The sequence below is a fragment of the Deinococcus murrayi DSM 11303 genome, assembly GCF_000482805.1.
GTDB classification, from domain to species: domain Bacteria; phylum Deinococcota; class Deinococci; order Deinococcales; family Deinococcaceae; genus Deinococcus; species Deinococcus murrayi.
On sequence record NZ_KI519504.1, the window covers coordinates 139,313 to 159,164 of the forward strand.

General features: G+C 67.5%; 18 protein-coding genes. 12 read left to right on the forward strand and 6 right to left on the reverse strand.

Going from position 1 to position 19,852, the window contains the following annotated elements; all coding sequences use genetic code 11:
* The first annotated feature begins 2 nt into the window (after positions 1 to 2).
* Positions 3 to 440, forward strand: a complete 438-nt coding sequence (locus H565_RS0112890) for a hypothetical protein (RefSeq protein ID WP_027461403.1) — start codon at positions 3 to 5, stop codon at positions 438 to 440.
* A gap of 63 nt (positions 441 to 503) precedes the next feature.
* On the opposite strand, the gene H565_RS0112895 is transcribed toward H565_RS0112890, so the two are convergent.
* Entirely contained in the window at positions 504 to 1,493 is a 990-nt protein-coding gene (locus H565_RS0112895) for an NADPH:quinone oxidoreductase family protein (RefSeq protein WP_027461404.1), read from the reverse strand.
* Positions 1,494 to 1,615: 122 nt separating this feature from the next.
* On the opposite strand from H565_RS0112895, the gene H565_RS0112900 reads away from it, so the two are divergent.
* The 6 genes from H565_RS0112900 (at position 1,616) to H565_RS0112925 (ending at position 6,896) form a co-directional block, all read left to right on the forward strand.
* Complete coding sequence (locus H565_RS0112900) at positions 1,616 to 3,694, forward strand: 3-hydroxyacyl-CoA dehydrogenase NAD-binding domain-containing protein (RefSeq protein WP_027461405.1); 2,079 nt, start codon at positions 1,616 to 1,618, stop codon at positions 3,692 to 3,694.
* A 34-nt stretch (positions 3,695 to 3,728) separates the two neighbouring features.
* Entirely contained in the window at positions 3,729 to 3,914 is a 186-nt protein-coding gene (locus H565_RS0112905; protein ID WP_027461406.1) for a type II toxin-antitoxin system HicA family toxin, read from the forward strand.
* Positions 3,915 to 3,924: 10 nt separating this feature from the next.
* Positions 3,925 to 4,377 carry a helix-turn-helix domain-containing protein gene (locus tag H565_RS15850; RefSeq protein ID WP_051363618.1) on the forward strand — a complete coding sequence of 151 codons (453 nt, stop codon included), beginning with the start codon at positions 3,925 to 3,927 and terminating at the stop codon, positions 4,375 to 4,377.
* Positions 4,378 to 4,456: 79 nt separating this feature from the next.
* Entirely contained in the window at positions 4,457 to 4,657 is a 201-nt protein-coding gene (locus tag H565_RS15430) for a hypothetical protein (RefSeq protein WP_051363619.1), read from the forward strand.
* A 17-nt stretch (positions 4,658 to 4,674) separates the two neighbouring features.
* On the forward strand, positions 4,675 to 5,856 hold the full coding sequence (locus H565_RS0112920) for an acetyl-CoA C-acyltransferase (protein ID WP_027461408.1): 1,182 nt from the start codon (positions 4,675 to 4,677) through the stop codon (positions 5,854 to 5,856).
* Between the two features lie 86 nt (positions 5,857 to 5,942).
* The gene (locus H565_RS0112925; protein WP_027461409.1) at positions 5,943 to 6,896 is read left to right on the forward strand and encodes a ring-cleaving dioxygenase; all 954 of its coding nucleotides are present in this window, start codon (positions 5,943 to 5,945) and stop codon (positions 6,894 to 6,896) included.
* 77 nt (positions 6,897 to 6,973) lie between these two features.
* On the opposite strand, the gene H565_RS0112930 is transcribed toward H565_RS0112925, so the two are convergent.
* Positions 6,974 to 8,620, reverse strand: a complete 1,647-nt coding sequence (locus H565_RS0112930) for a methylmalonyl-CoA mutase family protein (RefSeq protein ID WP_027461410.1) — start codon at positions 8,618 to 8,620, stop codon at positions 6,974 to 6,976.
* 157 nt (positions 8,621 to 8,777) lie between these two features.
* Here H565_RS0112930 and H565_RS0112935 point away from each other — a divergent pair, with 157 nt between their 5' ends.
* The 4 genes from H565_RS0112935 to H565_RS0112950 all read left to right on the forward strand — a co-directional run bounded on the left by H565_RS0112935 (position 8,778) and on the right by H565_RS0112950 (position 12,303).
* Complete coding sequence (locus H565_RS0112935; RefSeq protein ID WP_027461411.1) at positions 8,778 to 9,344, forward strand: type 1 glutamine amidotransferase domain-containing protein; 567 nt, start codon at positions 8,778 to 8,780, stop codon at positions 9,342 to 9,344.
* A 164-nt stretch (positions 9,345 to 9,508) separates the two neighbouring features.
* Entirely contained in the window at positions 9,509 to 11,290 is a 1,782-nt protein-coding gene (gene typA, locus H565_RS0112940) for a translational GTPase TypA (RefSeq protein ID WP_027461412.1), read from the forward strand.
* Positions 11,291 to 11,436: 146 nt separating this feature from the next.
* Positions 11,437 to 11,976, forward strand: coding sequence for a hypothetical protein (locus tag H565_RS0112945; RefSeq protein WP_034409561.1), 540 nt, complete (start codon positions 11,437 to 11,439; stop codon positions 11,974 to 11,976).
* 126 nt (positions 11,977 to 12,102) lie between these two features.
* Entirely contained in the window at positions 12,103 to 12,303 is a 201-nt protein-coding gene (locus tag H565_RS0112950; protein WP_027461414.1) for a DUF1540 domain-containing protein, read from the forward strand.
* A 63-nt stretch (positions 12,304 to 12,366) separates the two neighbouring features.
* Here the strand turns inward: H565_RS0112950 and mntE are convergent, their stop codons facing one another.
* Positions 12,367 to 13,254, reverse strand: a complete 888-nt coding sequence (mntE, locus tag H565_RS0112955) for a manganese efflux transporter MntE (RefSeq protein ID WP_027461415.1) — start codon at positions 13,252 to 13,254, stop codon at positions 12,367 to 12,369.
* 246 nt (positions 13,255 to 13,500) lie between these two features.
* On the opposite strand from mntE, the gene H565_RS0112960 reads away from it, so the two are divergent.
* Positions 13,501 to 16,791 carry a UvrD-helicase domain-containing protein gene (locus H565_RS0112960; protein ID WP_027461416.1) on the forward strand — a complete coding sequence of 1,097 codons (3,291 nt, stop codon included), beginning with the start codon at positions 13,501 to 13,503 and terminating at the stop codon, positions 16,789 to 16,791.
* A 68-nt stretch (positions 16,792 to 16,859) separates the two neighbouring features.
* Here the strand turns inward: H565_RS0112960 and H565_RS0112965 are convergent, their stop codons facing one another.
* The 3 genes from H565_RS0112965 to H565_RS16650 form a co-directional block, all read right to left on the reverse strand.
* Complete coding sequence (locus H565_RS0112965) at positions 16,860 to 18,005, reverse strand: branched-chain amino acid ABC transporter substrate-binding protein (protein WP_027461417.1); 1,146 nt, start codon at positions 18,003 to 18,005, stop codon at positions 16,860 to 16,862.
* A 37-nt stretch (positions 18,006 to 18,042) separates the two neighbouring features.
* On the reverse strand, positions 18,043 to 19,491 hold the full coding sequence (locus tag H565_RS0112970; RefSeq protein ID WP_027461418.1) for a hypothetical protein: 1,449 nt from the start codon (positions 19,489 to 19,491) through the stop codon (positions 18,043 to 18,045).
* A 62-nt stretch (positions 19,492 to 19,553) separates the two neighbouring features.
* Positions 19,554 to 19,852: hypothetical protein (locus H565_RS16650; protein WP_027461419.1), on the reverse strand; the 299-nt coding region annotated here is incomplete at its 5' end.

Genomic DNA, 19,852 nt, shown 5'->3' on the forward strand with positions numbered 1-19,852 from the left:
GCATGGCGACCGTGTACCTCGTTCTCTTGACCCTCCACAACCTCACCCGCTGGCTGGTGCTGCTCGCGGGCGTCTGGGCGCTGCTGCGGGCCTTCCGGGGCGTGGGTGCAGCCCGCGAGTTCACGGGGGCCGACCGCCGCCCGGTGGCGATGTTTGCGGGGACAGTGCACCTCCAGCTTGTGCTGGGGCTGCTGCTGTTTGGCCTGCTGGGGTCGCAGGGGGCGCGGGCCTTTGCCGACAGCCGTCCTTCCTTTCAGTGGGAGCATGTCGGGCTGGGGGTGCTGGCCGCCGTGTTCGCCACCCTCGCTTCTGCGCTGAGCAAGCGGGCGGCCACCAACCAGGCCAAGTTCCGCGCCGCCGCCCTGTGGACCGTACTGGCCCTCGTCACCGTGCTGGTGATGATTCCGTGGTGGCGTCCGCTGCTGCGGCTGTTCTCGTAAATGGCCAACAAGTGGGGGAGCAGAAGCCGCGTGCCTCTGCTCCCCCGCTTCATGCTCCGCCGTTCAGCGCCCCGGCTCGATTATCACCTTGCCCGTCGTCTTGCGGTCCAGCAGGTCCTGGAAGGCCCGCGCACTCTCAGAAAGCGGGTAGGTCGGGCCGACCTGCGGCACCACCCGCCCGCTTCCGACCAGTTGCGTCAATGCCTGCGCCGCCTCGCGGGTGGCTTCCGCGTCCCCCATCAGCGAGGTGAGCCACAGCCCGGTCACGGTCAGGTTGCGCTTCATCAGCTCGACCGGGCGAAGGTGGGCCTGTTCCCGGCTGGCGTTCCCAATCACGATGACCCGGCCCCGGTGGGCGGCCATGTCGAGGCTCTCCTGAAAGCGCGGGCCGCCCACGACCTCCAGAATCAGCGGCACGCCCTTCCCACCCGCCGCGTCCCGCACCTTCTGGACCCGGTCGGGGTCGTCCTGCAGCAGGGTCACGTCCGCGCCGAGGTCACGGGCGATGGCGAGTTTTTCCTCGGTGCTCGCCATCGCCACCACCTGCATCCCCAGCGCCTTGGCGAGCTGGATGGACGCCGTCCCCAGCGCCCCCGCCGCCGCCTGCACGAGGACCCATTCGCCTTCTTTGCCGTGCCCCAGCGTCTTCAGGCCGTGGTAAGCGGTGAAGTACGACACCGGGAAGGCGGCGGCCTGCGCGGGCGTAAAGCTCGGCGGCACCGGGATGAGCGCGGCGGCGGGGGAGAGGGCGTACTCGGCCAGCCCCCCGCGCCCGGCCAGGGAAGCGACCCGCCCTCCCACCTGCACCCCGCTCACGCCCTCGCCCAGCGCGTCCACCACCCCCGCGAACTCCATGCCCGGCGTGTAGGGCAGCCGGGTGCGCGTGAGGTACTCGCCCGCGACCGCCAGCGCGTCCGCGAAGTTGATGCCCACGGCCTCCACCTTCAGCCGGACTTCGCCGGGACCGGGCTGCGGCACGGGCAGCTCGCGCAGTTCCATCACGTCGGGGGGGCCGAGGCGCTCGACCACGATGGCCTTCATGGTGTCTGGCATGGGGGGAGCATACCGGAGTGTCCCCGCCAAAGTGAACGCACACGTTCACTCTGAACGCGCACGTATTTGACCCGGCCCGCCGAGCGTGGAAGCATGGCCCTACACCAAAGGAGGGCTTCTGCATGAGCATCGTCGACCAGACCCGTGAGGGGGATATCCTCGTCCTGACCATCAACAACCCGCCCGTGAACGCCTTTTCGCCGGGCGTCCCCGAAGGCCTGCACGCGGGCTTAGATGCCGCCGAGGCAGACGAAGGCATCCGCGGGGTTGTCATCATCGGCGGGGGACGCACCTTCGTGGCGGGGGCGGACATCAAGACCTTCGACCTGCCCCGCGAGCAGGCCCCCGACCTGCGGGGCTTCATCTCGCGCCTGGACGCCTTTCCCAAGCCCACCGTCGCCGCCATCCACGGCACGGCGCTGGGCGGCGGGTTGGAAATCGCCCTCGCCTGCACCTACCGGGTGGCGACGAAGGACGCCAGGATGGGCCTCCCCGAAGTCAAGCTCGGTGTCCTGCCCGGCGCGGGCGGCACCCAGCGCCTGCCCCGCGTGGTGGGGGTCGAGAAGGCGCTGGAGATGATGCTTTCGGGCAATCCCATCGGGGCGACCGAGGCGAAAGAACTCGGCCTGGTCGATGAGCTGGTCGAGGGTGACCTGCGCGAGGGAGCCGTCGCCTTTGCCCGCGAGCACGCCGACCTTCGTCCCCTGCCCCGCATCAGCGAGCGCACGGTGGAAGGCGTCTCTCCGCAGGTCTTCGCCGCCGCCCGCGAGGGCATAGGGAAGACCCACCGGGGTCAGCTCTCGCCGGGCTTCATCATCGACCTCGCGGAGATGACGACCACCCAGCCCTTTGCGGTGGGCTGGGAGGAAGAAGCCCGCCTCTTTCTGGCCGCCAAGGACTCGCCGCAGTCGCGCGGCCTGCGCCACATCTTCTTCGCCGAGCGCGAGGCGGGCAAGATTCCGGGCCTGAGCAAGGACACGCCGATCACCGACATCCGCTCTGCCGGAATCATCGGCGCGGGCACGATGGGCGGCGGTATCGCGATGAACTTCCTGAACGTGGGCATCCCCGTCACCATCGTGGAAACGAGCCAGGAGGCGCTCGACCGGGGCCTCGCGGTCATCCGCCGCAACTACGAGAATTCCGCGAAAAAGGGCCGCCTGACGATGGAGGACGTGGAGAAGCGGATGGCGCTGCTCACGCCCAGCCTGAACCTCGAAGACCTCGCCGACGCCGACCTTATCATCGAGGCCGTCTTCGAGGACATGGATGTGAAGAAGGACATCTTCGCCCGGCTGGACGCCATCGCGGGGCCGGGCGCGATTCTCGCCACGAACACCTCCACCCTCGACGTGAACGAGATTGCCGCCGCGACCTCGCGGCCCGAACAGGTCATCGGCCTGCACTTTTTCAGCCCAGCGAACGTCATGCGGCTGCTGGAAATCGTTCGCGCCGAGAAGACCAGCGACTCGGTGCTCGCGACCAGCATGGCCCTCGCCCGGCGCATCGGCAAGGTGGGCGTGGTCGTGGGCGTGTGCGACGGCTTCGTCGGCAACCGCATGATTCACCGCTACGGCGAAGAAGCCCGCCAGTTGGTCGAGGAGGGCGCGAGTCCGCAGGACGTCGACGCCGCGATGAACGCGCTGGGCCTCCCGATGGGGCCTTTTCAGATGAGCGACCTGGCCGGGCTGGACGTGGGCTACCTCATCCGCCAGCACCGGGCAAAGGTGCGCGGTGAGCCGAAGCCCGACGGCTGGCTCGACCGCATCGTCGAGCGCGGGCGCAAGGGCCAGAAGACGGGGGGCGGCATCTACGACTACGGCGAGGACCGGAGGCCCAAGCTCAACGCCGAAGTCGCCCAGCTCATCGAGGACTACCGCGCCGAGAAGGGCGTGGAGGCCCGCGAGCTGACGCGGGAAGAAATCACCGAGCGGCTGGTTTACTCTCTCGTCAATGAGGGTGCCCAGATTCTTGAAGAGGGCATCGCCCAGCGAGCCGGAGACATCGACGTGATTTACATCTACGGCTACGGCTTTCCCGCCCACCTGGGCGGCCCGATGGGCTACGCCGACGAGATAGGCCTGGGGAACGTGGTCGCCGCCCTGGAGAAGTACGGCCAGACGCCCGCGCCGTTGCTCAAGCGGCTGGCTGAAGAAGGCGGGTCGTTCGCGGGGTGGGACCGGACCAAGGGGCAAGCCTGAGTGGTGTTCTTAAATCTGATAACGTCATCCTGTCATGCCCCCGAAACTCCGTGACCTGATTCGAGAACTGGAAAGGGCCGGGTTCGAGTTGCGGAGCGTGCGGGGCAGCCACCGGAAATATGTTCGGGGCGGGGTGACGGTCATCGTGAGCGGCCAAGCGGGCGATGACGCGAAGAAGTATCAGGAAAGGGTGGTGCAGGATGCGATCAGGCGAGAGTGAGGAGCCCCGGATGTATCTGACAATCATCACTTCTGGCAAGCACCACTGGAATGCGCTCGTACCCGAGCTGTCCTGCATTGGCACGGCGCCCACCCGTGACCACCTGATTCACCAGACCCGTGAGGCTATCGCCCTCGCCCTGGAGGACCAGCCGGAGCATCGGCCGCGTCTGCGCGGGCGTGACGACCTCGGCGCCGATCTGCTGGCGGACCTTGATGGCCGCGAGGAACTTCTCTTCTTGCCTCCAGCCGAGATGAACCCGGTCAGCCTGGAAATCGAGCAAGCGTTGGCGGCGGCAGGCATTACCCAGGCCGAACTGGCCCGCCGCCTGGGCACCAGCCGCTCGGCGGTCAGTCGCCTCGTTAATCCCTTCTACTGGGGCCATTCGCTGGACATGCTCCGGCGGGTGGCGCGTGCTCTGGAGGCCGAGCTGGAAGTCCGGCTGACGGCCAAGGCGTCGTGACCTTCACGTGAGTCTTCGTCCGAACAGGCCACAAGACCTGCGCCCGAACGCCCTCTAGTATTGTTGTACACGTCACCGGATGCTGATGGAGCAGGTCGGTCGCTGCGGCTGGTTTTTCTGCCTGTCCCTTTTTGAGGCTGCCGGGATTCAGGACTGGACGGATGACGGCAAGACCGCCCTCTGCCTACGCTGCGGCGTGGATTCTGTGCTCCCCTATCTTCCTGTCCACACCCTTGACCGGACCCTTCCCACCGAGATGCACATCCAGTTCTTCTCGTGACCCCCAGGAGTCCCCCTATGCGTGAAGCTGTCATCGTGTCCACCGCCCGCACCCCCATCGGCAAGGCCTACCGGGGTGCCTTTAACGCCACCCCCTCGCCCACGCTGGCCGCCCACGCCATCCGCGCCGCCGTCGAGCGGGCGGGGGTGCAGCCCGCCGAGGTCGACGACTGCATCATGGGCGCCGCCATGCAGCAGGGCGTGCAGACCACCATCGGGCGCAACGCGGCGCTGCGGGCTGGGCTGGGGGTGGAGGTCGCGGGCATGTCCATCGACCGCCAGTGCGCGTCCGGCCTGATGTCCATCGCCACCGCCGCCAAGCAGGTCATCGTGGACCGGATGGACGTGGTCGTCGCGGGCGGCGTCGAGTCCATCTCGCTCGTGCAGACGCCAGAGCTGCGTGTCGGCCCCGACCCCGAACTGCTCTCCATGCACAACGGCATCTATATGCCCATGATTGACACGGCGGAAGTCGTGGGCCAGCGGTACTCGGTCAGTCGCGAGCGCTGCGACGAGTACGCCCTCCGCTCTCAGCAGCGCACCGCCCGCGCCCAAGCGGAGGGCCTCTTCGACGCCGAAATCATCCCCGTGACCACCCGCATGAACGTGACCAACAAGGAGACGGGCGAGGTCACCCTGAAGGAGGTCACCCTCACCAAAGACGAGGGCAACCGCCCCGACACCACCCTGGAGGGCCTGCGGGCGCTGGGGGCCGTACGCGGCGAGGGCAATCAGATTACGGCGGGGAACGCCTCGCAGCTTTCTGACGGCGCGTCGGCCAGCGTCGTGATGGAAGCGGAGCTGGCCCGCGCCCGCGGCCTCAAGCCCCTGGGCCGTTACCTCGGCATGGCGGTCGCGGGCACCGAACCCGACGAGATGGGCATCGGCCCGGTGTACGCCGTGCCCAAGCTGCTGGGACGCTTCGGCATGACCGTGGACGACATCGGCCTCTGGGAGCTGAACGAGGCGTTTGCCGTGCAGGTCTTGTACTGCCAAGACCGGCTCGGCATCCCCGACGACAAGCTCAACGTTAACGGCGGGGCCATCTCCATTGGCCACCCCTACGGCATGAGCGGGGCGCGGCTGGTGGGCCACGCCCTGCTCGAAGGCCAGCGCCGGGGCGTAGAGCATGTCGTCGTGACCATGTGCGTGGGTGGCGGCATGGGGGCAGCGGGATTGTTTGAAGTGCTGCACGGCTGAGATGGCCGCTCCCCCGGTCCTGCGGGGCCGGGGAAGAGTTGCGCGGCCCTCACAATCGTTCAACATCAAACGATTATGCTGGGGCTATGACAGCTCACCCCCTCATCCCCCACGGGCTGCACCACGTCACGGCGGTGACGGCCAACGCGCGGGCCAACCTCGACTTCTACACGCGGGTGCTGGGGCTGCGGCTGGTCAAAAAGACGGTCAATCAGGACGACGTGAGTGCCTACCACCTCTTCTTCGCGGACGGGGTGGGCAGTCCGGGCAGCGACCTGACCTTTTTCGAGTGGCCGGTGCCGCCGGAGGGGCGCGGCAACAACTCCATCTCGCGGACGGGGCTGCGGGTGCCCGCCGGCAGCCTGGACTGGTGGGCGGGGCACCTGCGCGGGCAGGGGCTGGAGGTCACCCCGGTCACCCGCGCGGGCCGTGCCCACCTCGACTTCGCGGACCCCGAAGGCCAGCGCCTTAGCCTGGTGGAGGGCGGGCCAGCGGGCGTGACCTGGGAGAGGAGCACAGTGCCCGCCGAGCATCAAATCCTCGGCCTCGGCCCCGCCGAACTCACCCTGCCGGGCCTCTTTCCTACCGAGCGGGTGCTCACGCGGGTGTATGGCCTGCATGCGGCGGGTGCCTACCCGGACCCGGAGGACCCGTCGCGGACCGTCCACATCTACGCGATGGGGGAGGAGGGCGGCCCCCATGCCGAGCTGCACCTGCGCGTTGCCCCCTCGCTGCCCCCGGCCCGCCCCGGCGCGGGCGGCGTTCATCACCTCGCCCTGCGGGTGCGTGACGAGGACTACCCTGTCTGGGCCGCGCACCTCGCCGGGCTGGGCCTGCGCACGAGCGGCGAGGTCGACCGCCACTGGTTCCGCTCGGTCTACTTCCGCGAGCCGCAGGGCATCCTGATTGAACTCGCCACCGATGGCCCTGGCTTCGCGGTGGACGAGGACCCCGCCCACCTGGGCGAAACGTTGGTGCTCGCCCCCTTCCTCGAACCCCACCGGGCACAGATTGAGGCGGGGCTGACGCCGCTGAGCTAACCCCTACGGAGAAGGTGGGCCGCCCCAACCGGGATGGCCCCTCTGTTTTGCTGGTTGCTGGTCGCTGGCCGCTTCCCCTACACCAGCACCGGCTCCACGTACTCCCCGTACACCTTCTTCAGCGTGTCCATCTGCTCGCCCAACGTGCAGTAGGCGTGGGCGCACTCCAGGAAAGCGGGCATGGTGTTCGCCCCGGTAACGGCAGCGTCGCGCAGGGCTGCCAGCGCCGCTTCTGCCCGCTTGGGGTCGCGCTCGCGCCGCACCTGCGCCAGCCGCGCTTCTTGCACCCGCTCGACCTCTGGGTCGATGAGCTGGATAGGCACCTCGACCGCGTCCTGCACGAACTCGTTGACCCCCACGATGATGCGTTCTTTGCTTTCGACCTCGCGCTGATAGCGGTAGGCGGCCTCGGCCATTTCGAGCTGGAAAAAGCCCGACTCGATGCCCGCTTCGACTCCGCCCATCGCGCGAATCTGCTCGATATAGCCCATCGCGGCGGCCTCGATGTCGTTCGTGAGCTTCTCGACGTAGTAGCTGCCCGCAAGGGGGTCGATGACTCCGGCCACGCCCGTCTCGTAGGCGATAATCTGCTGGGTTCGCAGGGCGATGGCTGCGCTCTGCTCGGTGGGGAGGGCGAGCGCCTCGTCGTAGGCGTCGGTGTGCAGGCTCTGGGTGCCGCCCAGCACCGCCGCGAGGGCCTGAATCGCCACGCGGGCGATGTTGTTCAGCGGCTGCTGGGCGGGTAGGGACACCCCGGCGGTTTGCGAGTGCGTGCGCAGCATCCACGAACGCGGATTTTTGGCCCCGTAGTGGTCGCGCATCTGCCGCGCCCAGATGCGCCGGGCGGCCCGCAGCTTGGCGATTTCCTCAAAGAAGTCGTTGTGGATGTCCCAGAAAAAGGAGATGCGCGGCGCGAACTCGTCGATGTCCAGCCCCCGCTCCAGCGCCTTTTCGACGTAGTGAAAGCCGTCCGCGAGCGTAAAGGCGAGTTCCTGCACGCCCGTCGCCCCGGCTTCGCGGATGTGGTAGCCGCTCACCGAGATGAAGTTGAACTTCGGCACCACCCGCGGCCCCCACTCGAAGGTATCGATGACCAGCTTCACGCTCGGCGCGGGCGGGAAGATGAACTCCTTTTGGGCGATAAACTCCTTGAGAATGTCGTTTTGAATGGTGCCGCCGATTTTGCCCAGGTCCTTGCCCTGTTTTTGCGCGTTGGCGATGTACATCGCCCAAATCGCATTGGCCGGGCTGTTGATCGTCATGGAGGTGGTGACCTGTTCTGGGTCGATGCCGCAAAACAGAATCTCCATGTCCGCGAGGCTGCTCACCGCCACCCCGCACTTACCCACCTCGCCCTTGGAAAAGGGGTGGTCAGAGTCGTAGCCCATCAGGGTAGGAAGGTCAAAGGCGGTCGATAAGCCCGTTTGCCCGGCCCCCAGCAGGGCGTGAAAGCGCTCGTTTGTCTGCTCGGCGCTCCCAAAGCCCGCGAACATCCGCATGGTCCAGAGCTTGCCCCGGTACACCGAGGGCTGCACCCCGCGGGTGTACGGGAACTCGCCGGGATACCCCAGGTCCCGCTCTGGCTCCCAGCCCTCTAGGTCATCCGCCGTGTAGATGGGGTCGGGGTCCATGTCGGACAGGTTCTTGAAGTTGTACTTGCGCTCCGGGAACTTCTGCGCGGCGGGCTGGTAAACGCTCCGCAGCCATTCATTTTTGGTCTTCATGGGCACCTCCGGCCAGGAGCCGATAGCAAACGCTCGTTAGGTTGCCTTTTAGGGTAGCAGACGGGCTGCGCCGGGCCAGTGTATGGAGGGCGAATGGGGGGGCGGGGCTTGAGCATTTTCTCGGCCCGCGTCCATCTTTGCGGGGCAGGCTGGGGCCATGACCCAGGGACGACTGCAAGGCAAAACCATCGCCATTCTCGCCACAAACGGGGTGGAAGAAATCGAACTCACCGGCCCGCGCCAGGCGCTGGAGGAAGCGGGCGCGACCACCCACCTCATCAGCCTGGAGCCGGGCGAGATTCAGGCCATGAAGGGCGACATCGAGCCGCAGGGCAAGTACCGGGTGGACCGGGTGGTCTCGGAGGTCAAGGCCACGGACTACGACGGCCTGCTTCTTCCCGGCGGCACGGTCAGCCCCGATACCCTGCGCCTGAATGAGGACGCCATGCGCTTCGTGCGCGAGATGTATGACGCCGGGAAACCCATCGCCGCCATCTGCCACGGCCCCTGGAGCCTTTCCGAGACGGGCATCAGCCAGGGCCTGAAGATGACGAGCTGGCCCAGCCTGAAGCGCGAACTCACCCTCTCCGGGGCCGAGTGGGTCGATGAGGAGTGCGTGACCGACAAGGGCGTCGTGACCAGCCGTAAGCCTGGCGACTTGCCCGCCTTTATCCGCAAGATGCTGGAAGAGTTCGCCGAAGGGGACCACAGCCGCCGCCGCTAACCGTTTCCCCTCAGCCCATCTGCTAGACTCCCTCTTTGGGTACCCCGCCCACCGTCCAGACCGGACCAGCGGCGGGGTTTTTCATGCAGGTTCATGCAGGTGAGCTGAGAGCTGAAGGCTAACCGCCCAGGGCTAGCGGCTCCACACCGGGGAGCTGAGGATTTATGGAATACCGCAATATCGCCATCATCGCGCACGTCGACCACGGCAAGACCACCCTCGTGGACGGCCTTCTGAAGCAGACCCTCAAGCTCGGCCACGGCGAGGAAATCGCCGAGCGAGCGATGGACTCCAACGACCTCGAACGCGAGCGCGGCATCACCATTCTCGCCAAGAACACGGCGGTGGAATATAACGGCGTCAAAATCAACATCGTGGACACCCCTGGCCACGCCGATTTCGGCGGCGAGGTCGAGCGGGTGCTCGGCATGGTGGACGGCTGCCTCGTGCTCGTCGACGCGGCGGAAGGCCCGATGCCCCAGACCCGCTTCGTGCTCAGAAAGGCGATCGAGCTGGGCCTCAAGCCCATCGTGGTCGTCAACAAGATCGACCGCCAGGACGCCCGCCCGGAAGAAGTCGTCAACCTCACCTTCGACCTCATGGCCGAACTCGGCGCTTCGGAAGACCAGCTCGACTTCCCCATCCTGTACGCCATCGCCCGCGAGGGCAAAGCGTACAAGGACCTCGATGCCCCGCAAGACGATATGCGCGAGCTGTTCGAGATGGTGCTGGAGCACATCCCTGCGCCGAAGGTCGACTTGGACGCGCCCTTCCAGATGCTCGTGACCAACCTCGACTACTCCGAGTACCTGGGCCGCATCGTGCTGGGGCGGGTGCAGCGCGGCAAGGTGAAAAAGGGCGAGTTCGTCCAGTTGATTCACAAAGACGGCACGATGACGAAGACCCGCGTCGTGCAGCCCTTTACGCACCTGGGCCTGCGCCGCATCGAGGTCGACGAGGTGGGGGCCGGGGACATCGTGGCGCTCGCGGGCATCGAGGACGCGCAGATTGGGGAGACGGTCGCCGACCTCGCCGACCCGGAAGCGCTGCCCATCATCACCGTGGACGAGCCGACCGTCTCGATGATTTTCCAGCCCAACACCTCGCCCTTCGCGGGCAAGGAGGGCAAGTACGTCACCTCGCGGCACCTGGGCGACCGCCTGCGGCGCGAGGTCATGACCAACGTGTCGCTCAAGGTCGAGGAGGTGCGGCCCGACGAGTTCAAGGTGTCGGGCCGCGGCGAGCTGCACCTCTCGATTCTGCTGGAGACCATGCGCCGCGAGGGGTACGAGTTGCAGGTCGGTGCCCCTCAGGTCATCGTCCGCGAGATTGACGGCGTCAAACACGAGCCGATTGAGCACCTCGTCATCGACGTGCCGGAGCAGTTCTCCAGCACCGTCATCGGCGTGCTGGGCGCGCGCAAGGGTCAGATGGTGAACATGGAGCCGCAGGGCAGCCGCGTGCGGGTGGAGTTCAAGATTCCCTCCCGTGCGCTCTTCGGCTTCCGCACCCAGTTCCTCTCCATGACCCAGGGCGAGGGCATCATGAGCCACATCTTTGACGGCTACGCGCCCTGGGCCGGGGACCTCAAGACCCGCCAGAACGGCTCGTTGGTCAGCATGGAAGATGGGGTGGCCTTTGCCTACTCGATTTTCAAGCTGCAAGACCGCGGCACCTTCTTTATCGAGCCGGGCCAAGACGTGTATGTCGGCATGATTGTGGGCGAAAACGCCCGCGAGCAGGACATGAACGTCAACGTTTGCAAGAACAAGAAGCTCACCAACATCCGTTCGGCGGGCGCGGATGAGGCCCTGACCCTGATTCCCCCCCGCCGCCTGAGCCTCGAAGACGCCCTGGAGTACATCGCCGACGACGAACTTGTCGAGTTGACCCCCCAGAGCATCCGCCTGCGCAAGAAGATTCTCAACCCCAGCTTCCGCAAGTAGGCCGCGAGTCGGGAGCCTCCCGCGAAAGCCCTCAGGTCATCCTGGGGGTTCTTGTCGTCTGTTCCTCGCTCGGTCACACGAATGGCGACGGGCCGCCCTATTCAGCCCGAAGCCCCTCCGTTAATCTGCTCTTCAGAGTCAGGATTATGCCGACGACCCCTGCCCCCGCTCCCCTCACCACAACTGCGCCCTCCGGCGACCTGCGGACCGCCTCGCTCTTGCTGGCGGCGGAAGCGGTGCTCGCTCACCTCCACCCCCGCGCCCCCCTGCGCTTGAAGCGGGTGGCCCTGGGGGAGGTCCCCGGCGTGACCTATGCCCTCGCGCCCGACCCCCAGGCCTTGGCCCTGAACCGGGCGCTGCGCGAGGAAGTCGCCCTGGTGGGCCTGGCCCGCTCCGCGATGGCGCGGCTCCTCGGCCTGGCGGGGGAAGGGGGGGGGAGAGGCGGGGCTGCTCCCCGCGACCCCCGCGCCCTGCTCTGCGCCGCCCTCAGCGACCCTGAGGAGCTGGAGGTGTTGGACGCCCAGCTCACGGTGCTCGAAGCCCGCGCCCGTGCCCTGCTGCGCCGCTCCTGGGCCGAGGTCGAGGTTGTTGCGGCGGGCCTGCGCGAGCACGGCGAACTCGACGGACAGTCGGTGGCCCACCGCATCGCCTGCGCCCAGGGCATTCGCGGCACCCTGCTGAACTGACCCTCCCCGCGTCAACCCGGACAATTCAGCCCAGAACAGTCAGGATTGTGGGCCAACCTTCATTTTGGGGCAGCGACTACGTTCTCAGGCCTGCTTCCGGGTCACCCTGACCGTTGGAGGTCAGGCATGAACGACACGGGACGGACCGGAGAAGGACAGAGCTTCGTCAGCCGCTGTGGGGCCACGGGCTGCCGCTACAACGAGGAGCAGAACTGCACGGCGGGGCAAATCGAGGTCGACTTCAGCGGCCAGATGGCCCAGTGTCTCACCTTTAGCCCGCAAGACGGCCAAGGCGACGCAGCGCGGATGGGCGAAGGCACCCGCTGAGCATTTGCTTTCCCAGCAGACGGGCCGGGGCAGCCTTCCCCGGCCCCTTTCCTGCCCCGCGCCTCACACCACCACGACCCCGTGATGTTTGGCCTTGTCGGGTGGCTCGACGTGGATGGTGACCGCCACGCCGGGCAACTCGGCGAAGAGGGCTTCTTCGAGGCGGTCGCAGATGGCGTGCGCGTCCTGCACGGTCATGGTGCCCGGCACGACGAGGTGAAACTCGACAAAGGTCAGGCGGCCCGCGTGACGGGTGCGCAGGTCGTGGACCTCCAGCGCTCCGTCGGCGTGGGTGCTCAGCAGTTGCCGAATGCGGCCCTCGGTTTGCGGGTCGACCCCGGCGTCCATCAGACCGCCCACGCTTTCGCGCACGAGTTGCCAGCCGCTCCAGAGGATGTTCACGGCCACCAGCAGCGCGAGGGCCGGGTCCAGCCAGCCTATCCCGGTCAGCGCGGCGAGGGCCACCCCCCCCAGCACGCCCACGCTGGTCGCCACGTCGGTCAGGACGTGCCGCCCATCTGCCAGCAGTGCTGGGGACCGCGCCGCTCGGCCCGTCCGCAGCAGCACGCCCGCCCACAGCCCGTTGAGGACAGTGGCCCCCAGGTTAATCGCGAGGCCGTTCCAGGGGGCTTCCAGCGTGCGTGGGTTCTGAAGGGCTGGAAGCGCCTCGCGCACGATGCTCAGGGCCGCCAGCACGATGAGGACTCCCTCGGCCACCGCGCTGAAATATTCGGCCTTGGAGTGCCCGTAGGGGTGCGTAGCGTCGGCGGGCCGCGCCGAAACGCGCAGGGCAATCAGGGCGGCGACCGCGGCGGCCACGTTGATGATGCTTTCCAGCGCGTCCGAGTACAGGGCCACGCTCCCCGTCACCTGGTAGGCCAGAAACTTGAGCGCCAGCACGAAAAGTGCCACCACGACGCTGCCCAGGGCGATGCTGGCCGAACGGTCCACCCGGCGAGCGTAACAGGATTTGGTGAGGGGGGAAGCGGCACCCCGCCGGGAACACCCCCACCGCCTCCCATTCTGCCCTGGGCCTCATACGGATTCCGTCTGTTTCGTTAACAAATCGGTGCCCTTCCGATTTGTTAACTCCACTCCCGGAATCCGTTTCTCTCCTGCTCGCTTCGCTCGGATTTCAGGTTTACAAGTAAACCTTCCAATCGGAGTCTGTATAACTCACTTTGCTACACTCCCCCGGTGACGACCGTGCCGGACCTGCCCGATTCTCCTCTTCTGTCGCAGCTCAACCCTCACCAAGCGCAGGCCGCCCACCACCACACCGGCCCGGCCCTGGTGATTGCGGGGGCGGGCAGCGGCAAGACGCGCACGCTGGTCTACCGCATCGCCCACCTCATCCGCCATTACGGGGCCGACCCCGGCGAGATTCTGGCCGTGACCTTTACCAACAAGGCCGCCGCCGAGATGCGCGAGCGGGCCAAGCACCTCGTGCAGGGGGCCGACCGATTGTGGATGAGCACCTTCCACTCGGCGGGCGTGCGCATTCTGCGGGCCTACGGCGAGCACATCGGGTTGAAGCGGGGCTTTGTCATCTACGACGATGACGACCAGATGGACATCCTCAAGGAGGTCATGGGGTCCATCCCCGGCATCGGCCCGGACACCAATCCGCGCGTCCTGCGCTCCATCCTCGACCGGGCCAAGAGCAACCTGCTGACACCCGCCGACCTGGAGCGCTCGCCCGAACTCTTCATCAGCGGCATCCCGCGTGAGGCTGCCGCCGAAGCCTGCCGCCGCTATGAGGCCCGCAAGAAGGGCCAGAACGCGATTGACTTCGGGGACCTCATCACCGAGACGGTGCGCCTCTTTCAGGAGGTGCCCGCCGTCTTGGAGCGGGTGCAGGACCGGGCGAAGTTCATTCACGTGGACGAGTATCAGGATACGAACAAGGCGCAGTACGAGCTGACGCGGTTGCTGGCGAGTCGGGACCGGAACTTGCTGGTGGTAGGAGACCCCGACCAGTGCCTGCCGCCCGGCACGCTCGTCTGCACGCCGGGGGGCGAGCGGCCCATCGAGACAGTCGAGGAGGGGAACTTCGTCTGTGGCACGGGCGGGGCGGGAGCGTTGGTTCCTGGTCGCGTGACCCACGTCAAACGGGGACACTTCCGAGGGCCACTTTGGAAGGTCACGGCGGGAGGACGGACCCTGCGCGGCACACCCCATCACGTCGTCCTGGCGCGGCACGAGCCGATGGCCGGACAGTGGTACGTCTACCTGATGTACCGCGAGGACCGGGGGTACCGGATCGGCCTGACAGTGGGTGCCCGGCGGAACAGCGAAGGGAAGGCAGATGACGGCTTCCGGGTCCGGCTCAACCAGGAAAACGGCGACAAGGTCTGGGTGCTCCGCGTGTGCGAGTCGCGTGCGGACGCCGCCTACTGGGAAGCCCTTTACGCTGCCCGCTATGGCCTGCCCACCGCCCTCTTCCACGGGGTGGGGCGGAATCTGGCGATGGGAGAAGGGCACCTTGCCCGCCTGTTCGCAGAACTCGACACCGAGGGGGCCGCGCGGCGGCTGATGGCCGACTTGCACCTGCACCCCGACTTCCCCCACCACCGCCCGCAAAACGGGCTGCGGCGTCAGAGCGTCAATCTGGTGATGTATCAGGATTTTCGGCATGGTCTGGTCGGCTATCACCGCGTCCAGTGGAGCAGCAACCGCGCCGATATCGCCCAGCGGCTCCTGGAGGCCGGGCATCCCGTCCGGGGCAACGGCAAGGGCGGCTTTCGCTTGGAGGTCAGCCGCAAGGACTACGCCGCAGCCTTGGCTTATGCCCAACAGGTCGCGGGGGAGGGTGGGCTGGAACTCCAACGTAAGGCGCTGGTCGGCGGGAAGATGTACGCCTTCCTGCCCCTCTCGCACCTGCATCCCGGCATGAAAATGCTCGCGCAGGAGAGCGGCGAGCTGCGCGAGGTCACGGTGGAAGCCGTCTCTCAGGAGGCGTACGACGGCCCTGTCTATGACCTGACCGTCTCGCCCACCCATACCTACGTTGCGGGCGGCCTTCTCGTCCACAACAGCATCTATAAATTTCGCGGCGCGGACATTCAAAACATCCTCGACTTCCAAAAGGATTACCCCGACGCCAAGGTCTACCTGCTTGAACACAACTACCGCTCCAGTGCCCGCGTCCTCAGCCTCGCCAACAAGCTCATCGAGAACAACACCGAGCGTCTCGACAAGACCCTCAAGGCGGTCAAGGCGGACGGTCATCCCGTCGTCTTTCACCGCGCCCCGGACCACCGCGCCGAGGGCGACTTCGTGGCCGAGTGGGTGACCCGGCTGCACGGCGAGGGGCGGCCCCTGAGTGACATGGCGGTGCTCTACCGCACGAACGCGCAGTCCCGCGTGCTCGAAGAATCGCTGCGGCGGGTGCAGATTCCGGCCAAGATTGTGGGCGGCGTGAGCTTCTACGACCGCCGGGAAATCAAGGACATTCTCGCCTATGCCCGGCTCGCCCTCAATCCGGACGATGACGTCGCCCTGCGCCGCATCATCGGGCGGCCCCGGCGCGGCATCGGGGACACGGCCCTCGAACGCCTGATGGAATGGGCGCGGGTCAACGGCACCTCCATCCTGACCGCCTGCGCCCATGCCCAGGAACTGAATATTCTCGACCGCGGAGCGCAAAAGCCCGTCGAGTTCGCCAGGCTCATGGCGGCCATGAGTGAGGCCGCCGACAACTACGAGCCAGCGGCCTTTTTGCGCTACGTCATCGAGACGAGCGGCTACCTCGACCTGCTGCGCCAGGAGGGCCAAGAAGGCCAGGTCCGCATGGAGAACCTCGACGAACTCGTCAACGCCGCCGAGGAATGGTCGCAGGCGCATGAGGGCACGATTGCCGATTTCCTCGATGACGCTGCCCTGCTCTCCAGCGTAGATGACCTGCGCTCGCGCACCGAGAACCGCGACGTACCCGAAGACGCCGTCACCCTGATGACCCTCCATAACGCCAAGGGGCTGGAGTTCCCGGTGGTCTTTATCGTGGGGGTCGAAGAGGGCTTGCTGCCCAGCAAGAACGCGCTGACCGAACCCGGCGGGGTCGAAGAGGAGCGGCGGCTCTTTTACGTCGGCATCACGCGGGCGATGGAGCGCCTCTTCCTGACCGGGGCGCAAAACCGCATGCAGTACGGCAAGACGGTCGCCGCCGAGGACAGCCGCTTCCTGGAGGAACTGGAGGGCGGCTTCGACACCGTGGACCCCTACGGGCAGGTCGTGGAGTACCGCGCCAAGAGCTGGAAGGACTACCGCCCCACCGTGCCCACCCGCCCCGCCGCCGTCAAGAACACCAGCCCGATGACGGGGGAGATGGCCTACCGGGGCGGCGAGAGGGTGAGGCACCCCAAGTTCGGGGAGGGCCAAGTCCTAGCGGTCGCGGGGGTGGGAGAGCGCCAGGAAGTGACCGTGCATTTCCCCGCAGCGGGCACCAAAAAGCTGCTGCTGAAGTTTGCCAACCTGTCGCCCGTGTAACAGCAAAGGCGCAGGGCGGCTCCCGGACACCCAGTCCCAGGAGCCGCCCCACCGCTCTCAGCACCGCCTCAGCGCTTGCTGAGCTTGACCGGAATGCTGGTGCTGAGCCGGACCTTGCCGCCCCCCACCTTCATCACGTACAGGGTGGCGCTTTGGCGGTCGCCGACGCTGTTGAAGCGGACCTGACCGGAGAGCAGCCCATTGAACGTGCCCCTCCGGATGGCCGTTTCGACCTGCTGGCGGCTGGGGGCCTTGTTGCCGTTGGCCTTGGCCGCGTTCAGGATGCCTTGCAGCACGACCTTGGCGGCGTCATAGCCGAACACCGCGAAGCCCTGGGCGGGCTGCCCGAAGGTCTTCTGGTACTTCGCCGCAAACGTCTTGGCGGCGGGCAGCGCCTCAACCGGGGCGGCGGCGGTGGTGTAGTAGACGTTCTCGGCCCCCTTGCCCGCAATCTTGAGCAGGTCACTGCTGTCCAGCCCGTCTCCACCCACGACGGGGGTGGTGACTCCGGCCTCGCGCAGTTGCTTGAGGAAGACGCCGACCTGGTTGTAGATGCCGCCAAAGTAGATGGCGTCGGGGCGCTGAAGCCGAATCTTGGCGATGATGGAGGAAAAGTCGCTCTTTTCTTCCGTGCCCTCGTTGGCCACGACCTGCACGCCCTTGGCCCTCAGGGCCTTTTCCACTTCCTTGGCGAGGCCCTCGCCGTAGGCGGTCTTGTCGTTGAGGACGTAGACCTTTTTGGCCTTGAGGGTCTGGGTCAGGAACTGCGCCCCCGCCGGACCCTGGGCGTCGTCACGGGCGACGATGCGGTTCATGTTGCCCAGGCCCCGGTCGGTGACCTGGTTCGCGGTGCTCGCCGAGCTGACCATCGCCACCCGGCTGGGGGCGAGCACGGCGCTGACGGGAATGGTCACGCCGCTGTTGAGCGCCCCCACGACGCCCAGCACCTGGCGGTCAGCGGCCATCTTGCGGGCGGCGGCAGTCCCGGTCGCGGGGTCGGCTTGGTCGTCAAAGGGCACGAACTGGAGGGTAAAGCCCAGCTTCCTAAACTGCGGCTGGTACTCGGTCACCGCGAGCTGAACGCCGTTGCGGGCCTGAAGGCCGATGGCGCTCTGGCCGCCCGACAGCGGCGCGAGGCTGGCGATCTTGATGGTCGTCTGGGCGCTCGCGCTGCTCAGAGCAAGGGCCGCCAACAGGGTCACAGGTTTGTTCATGCCGCCTCCTGGTCCCGGCGGGGCCGCCGGGTTCCGCTCAGAATGCCCGCTCATCCTGAGCCGTGGCTGACGCCTGGCCCGCTTCACCGGACGGCTCTCCCACCTCCGCCCGCACGCTGGGGTCGGGGTCGGCCCGCAGCCGCTCGCGCAACTCCTGCGGCAGGTCGCTTCTTCCGGCCACCGCCAACCGCACCCCCTCGTCAGGGTCGGCAGCGAGCGCGGGCAGCAGGGTGGGGGAGAGGGCCGGGTGCCGGGCGGCGGCGCGGCGCACCCCGGCATGGGGGTCGGCGGCGAGGGCGGCGAGCACCGCGTCACCGGGCGCTTCGGCATAGGCCACCGCCCGGCGCACCTCCGCTTCGGGGTCGGTGGCGAGGCGGGCGAGCCTCTCTGGGCCGAGGTCGGGCCGCACCGCGAGCAGGGTCCGCACCGCCGTATCGGGGTCTTCGAGCAGCACGTCAAGCACGGCCCCGCTCAGGCCCTCGGCGCTCGCCACATGCAGCCGGATATCCCCCTCCGGGGCACGGGCGAGGGCGAGCACCGCCGCTTCGGGGAGGTCGGTGCGCTCCAGCACGGCGCGGCGCACCCCTTCTGACTCGTCGCTCGCCAGCCGCACCAGCAGCTCTGGGGGGGCGTCGGGGCGGCGGGCCAGGGCCGCCCGCACCTCGTCTTCCGCGTCGTGCTGGGCGCGGGCGAGGACCTCCGGCGGCACCGTCCAGGCTTGCAGGGCCGCCGCCCGCACGCTGGGGTGCTCGTTCGCCGCCAGCCACCCCCGCACGCTGCGGGGCAGGTCCACCCGCCGCGCCAGCGTCGCGAGCACGTCGGGGTCGTCGTCGGTCGCCAGGGTGAGCAGGCAGTCGAGCGGCAGGTCGAGCCGCCGCGCGACCGCAGCCCGCACGAAGCCGTGCGCGTCGGTCACCAGCGTTCGCAGCACGTCGGCGGGCAGGTCGGGGCGGGCCGCCACCGCCTTGCGGACGTCGTAGTCGTCGTCCCCGGCGAGTTGCCGCACCCAGGCCTCCGGCAGGTCGGGCCGCCGCGCGACGGCCTCGCGCACCTGCCAGCTCGCGTCGGCGGCAAGCTGCTGCACCCGTTCTGCCCCCAGCCCTGGCCGGGCGGCGAGGGCGGCCCTCACCCCGAAATCCTCGTGCCGGGCCGCGCCGTCCAGGACCCAGGCTGGGGCTTCGGGCAGCGCGAGCAGGGCCGTGACCCCCTCCGCCGGAAAGAGGCCCAGCAACCCTGGCCGGGCGAGGCGCATCAGCGGCAGGCCGGGATTCTCCAGCACCTCGCGGGGAAAAGCCGCGGCGAGCGTGCCCAGCACCTCGGCGGGGGTGTTGGGATGCCGCGCCACGAGCGAGCGGACCCGCCCGTCGGGGTGTCCGGCGAGCGCGGTGAGGGTCCCCGCCGCCGTGCCGGGTGCCCCCGCCGTCGCGAGCGCCGCCTCTGGGGAGGGCATCGCGGGCGTGCGCGAGTCGGGTTCGGGAATCGTCATGGGGGGATGATGGCAGATGGGGGAATGGGAAGTAGGAAGTAGGAAGTCTGACATCTTTCAGTTTACGCGGCATAGTGCTGGTTCTCGTCCCAGACGACTAAAATCTGCTCTCGCTCTCTTTCAAGCTCGAAAAGCGGCACCCAGCCGACGAATTTCTGGCGAACCTGACGAGCGAGGGTGCCCCAGTCAGGCCAAGCGGACTCCGCTTGGCCTGATCCGAGCTGATCCAGATGTTCGAAGTGACAGAGCAAAAAACAGGCCAAGCTGAGATAGAGGTAGCGGAGAACCCCCAGCTTGGTCTTCTGGCCGAAGTTCCCAAAAGCGAAACGACTCTTCAAGGTCTTGAACAACGCCTCGATCT

Excerpts from the sequence above, each read along its gene's own strand:
- H565_RS0112890 (WP_027461403.1), top strand. The coding sequence starts at position 3 with ATGGCGACCGTGTACCTCGTTCTCTTGACCCTCCACAACCTCACCCGC.
- H565_RS0112895 (WP_027461404.1), bottom strand. The coding sequence starts at position 1,493 with ATGCCAGACACCATGAAGGCCATCGTGGTCGAGCGCCTCGGCCCCCCC.
- H565_RS0112900 (WP_027461405.1), top strand. The coding sequence starts at position 1,616 with ATGAGCATCGTCGACCAGACCCGTGAGGGGGATATCCTCGTCCTGACC.
- H565_RS0112905 (WP_027461406.1), top strand. The coding sequence starts at position 3,729 with ATGCCCCCGAAACTCCGTGACCTGATTCGAGAACTGGAAAGGGCCGGG.
- H565_RS15850 (WP_051363618.1), top strand. The coding sequence starts at position 3,925 with ATGTATCTGACAATCATCACTTCTGGCAAGCACCACTGGAATGCGCTC.
- H565_RS15430 (WP_051363619.1), top strand. The coding sequence starts at position 4,457 with ATGCTGATGGAGCAGGTCGGTCGCTGCGGCTGGTTTTTCTGCCTGTCC.
- H565_RS0112920 (WP_027461408.1), top strand. The coding sequence starts at position 4,675 with ATGCGTGAAGCTGTCATCGTGTCCACCGCCCGCACCCCCATCGGCAAG.
- H565_RS0112925 (WP_027461409.1), top strand. The coding sequence starts at position 5,943 with ATGACAGCTCACCCCCTCATCCCCCACGGGCTGCACCACGTCACGGCG.
- H565_RS0112930 (WP_027461410.1), bottom strand. The coding sequence starts at position 8,620 with ATGAAGACCAAAAATGAATGGCTGCGGAGCGTTTACCAGCCCGCCGCG.
- H565_RS0112935 (WP_027461411.1), top strand. The coding sequence starts at position 8,778 with ATGACCCAGGGACGACTGCAAGGCAAAACCATCGCCATTCTCGCCACA.
- typA (WP_027461412.1), top strand. The coding sequence starts at position 9,509 with ATGGAATACCGCAATATCGCCATCATCGCGCACGTCGACCACGGCAAG.
- H565_RS0112945 (WP_034409561.1), top strand. The coding sequence starts at position 11,437 with ATGCCGACGACCCCTGCCCCCGCTCCCCTCACCACAACTGCGCCCTCC.
- H565_RS0112950 (WP_027461414.1), top strand. The coding sequence starts at position 12,103 with ATGAACGACACGGGACGGACCGGAGAAGGACAGAGCTTCGTCAGCCGC.
- H565_RS0112965 (WP_027461417.1), bottom strand. The coding sequence starts at position 18,005 with ATGAACAAACCTGTGACCCTGTTGGCGGCCCTTGCTCTGAGCAGCGCG.
- H565_RS0112970 (WP_027461418.1), bottom strand. The coding sequence starts at position 19,491 with ATGACGATTCCCGAACCCGACTCGCGCACGCCCGCGATGCCCTCCCCA.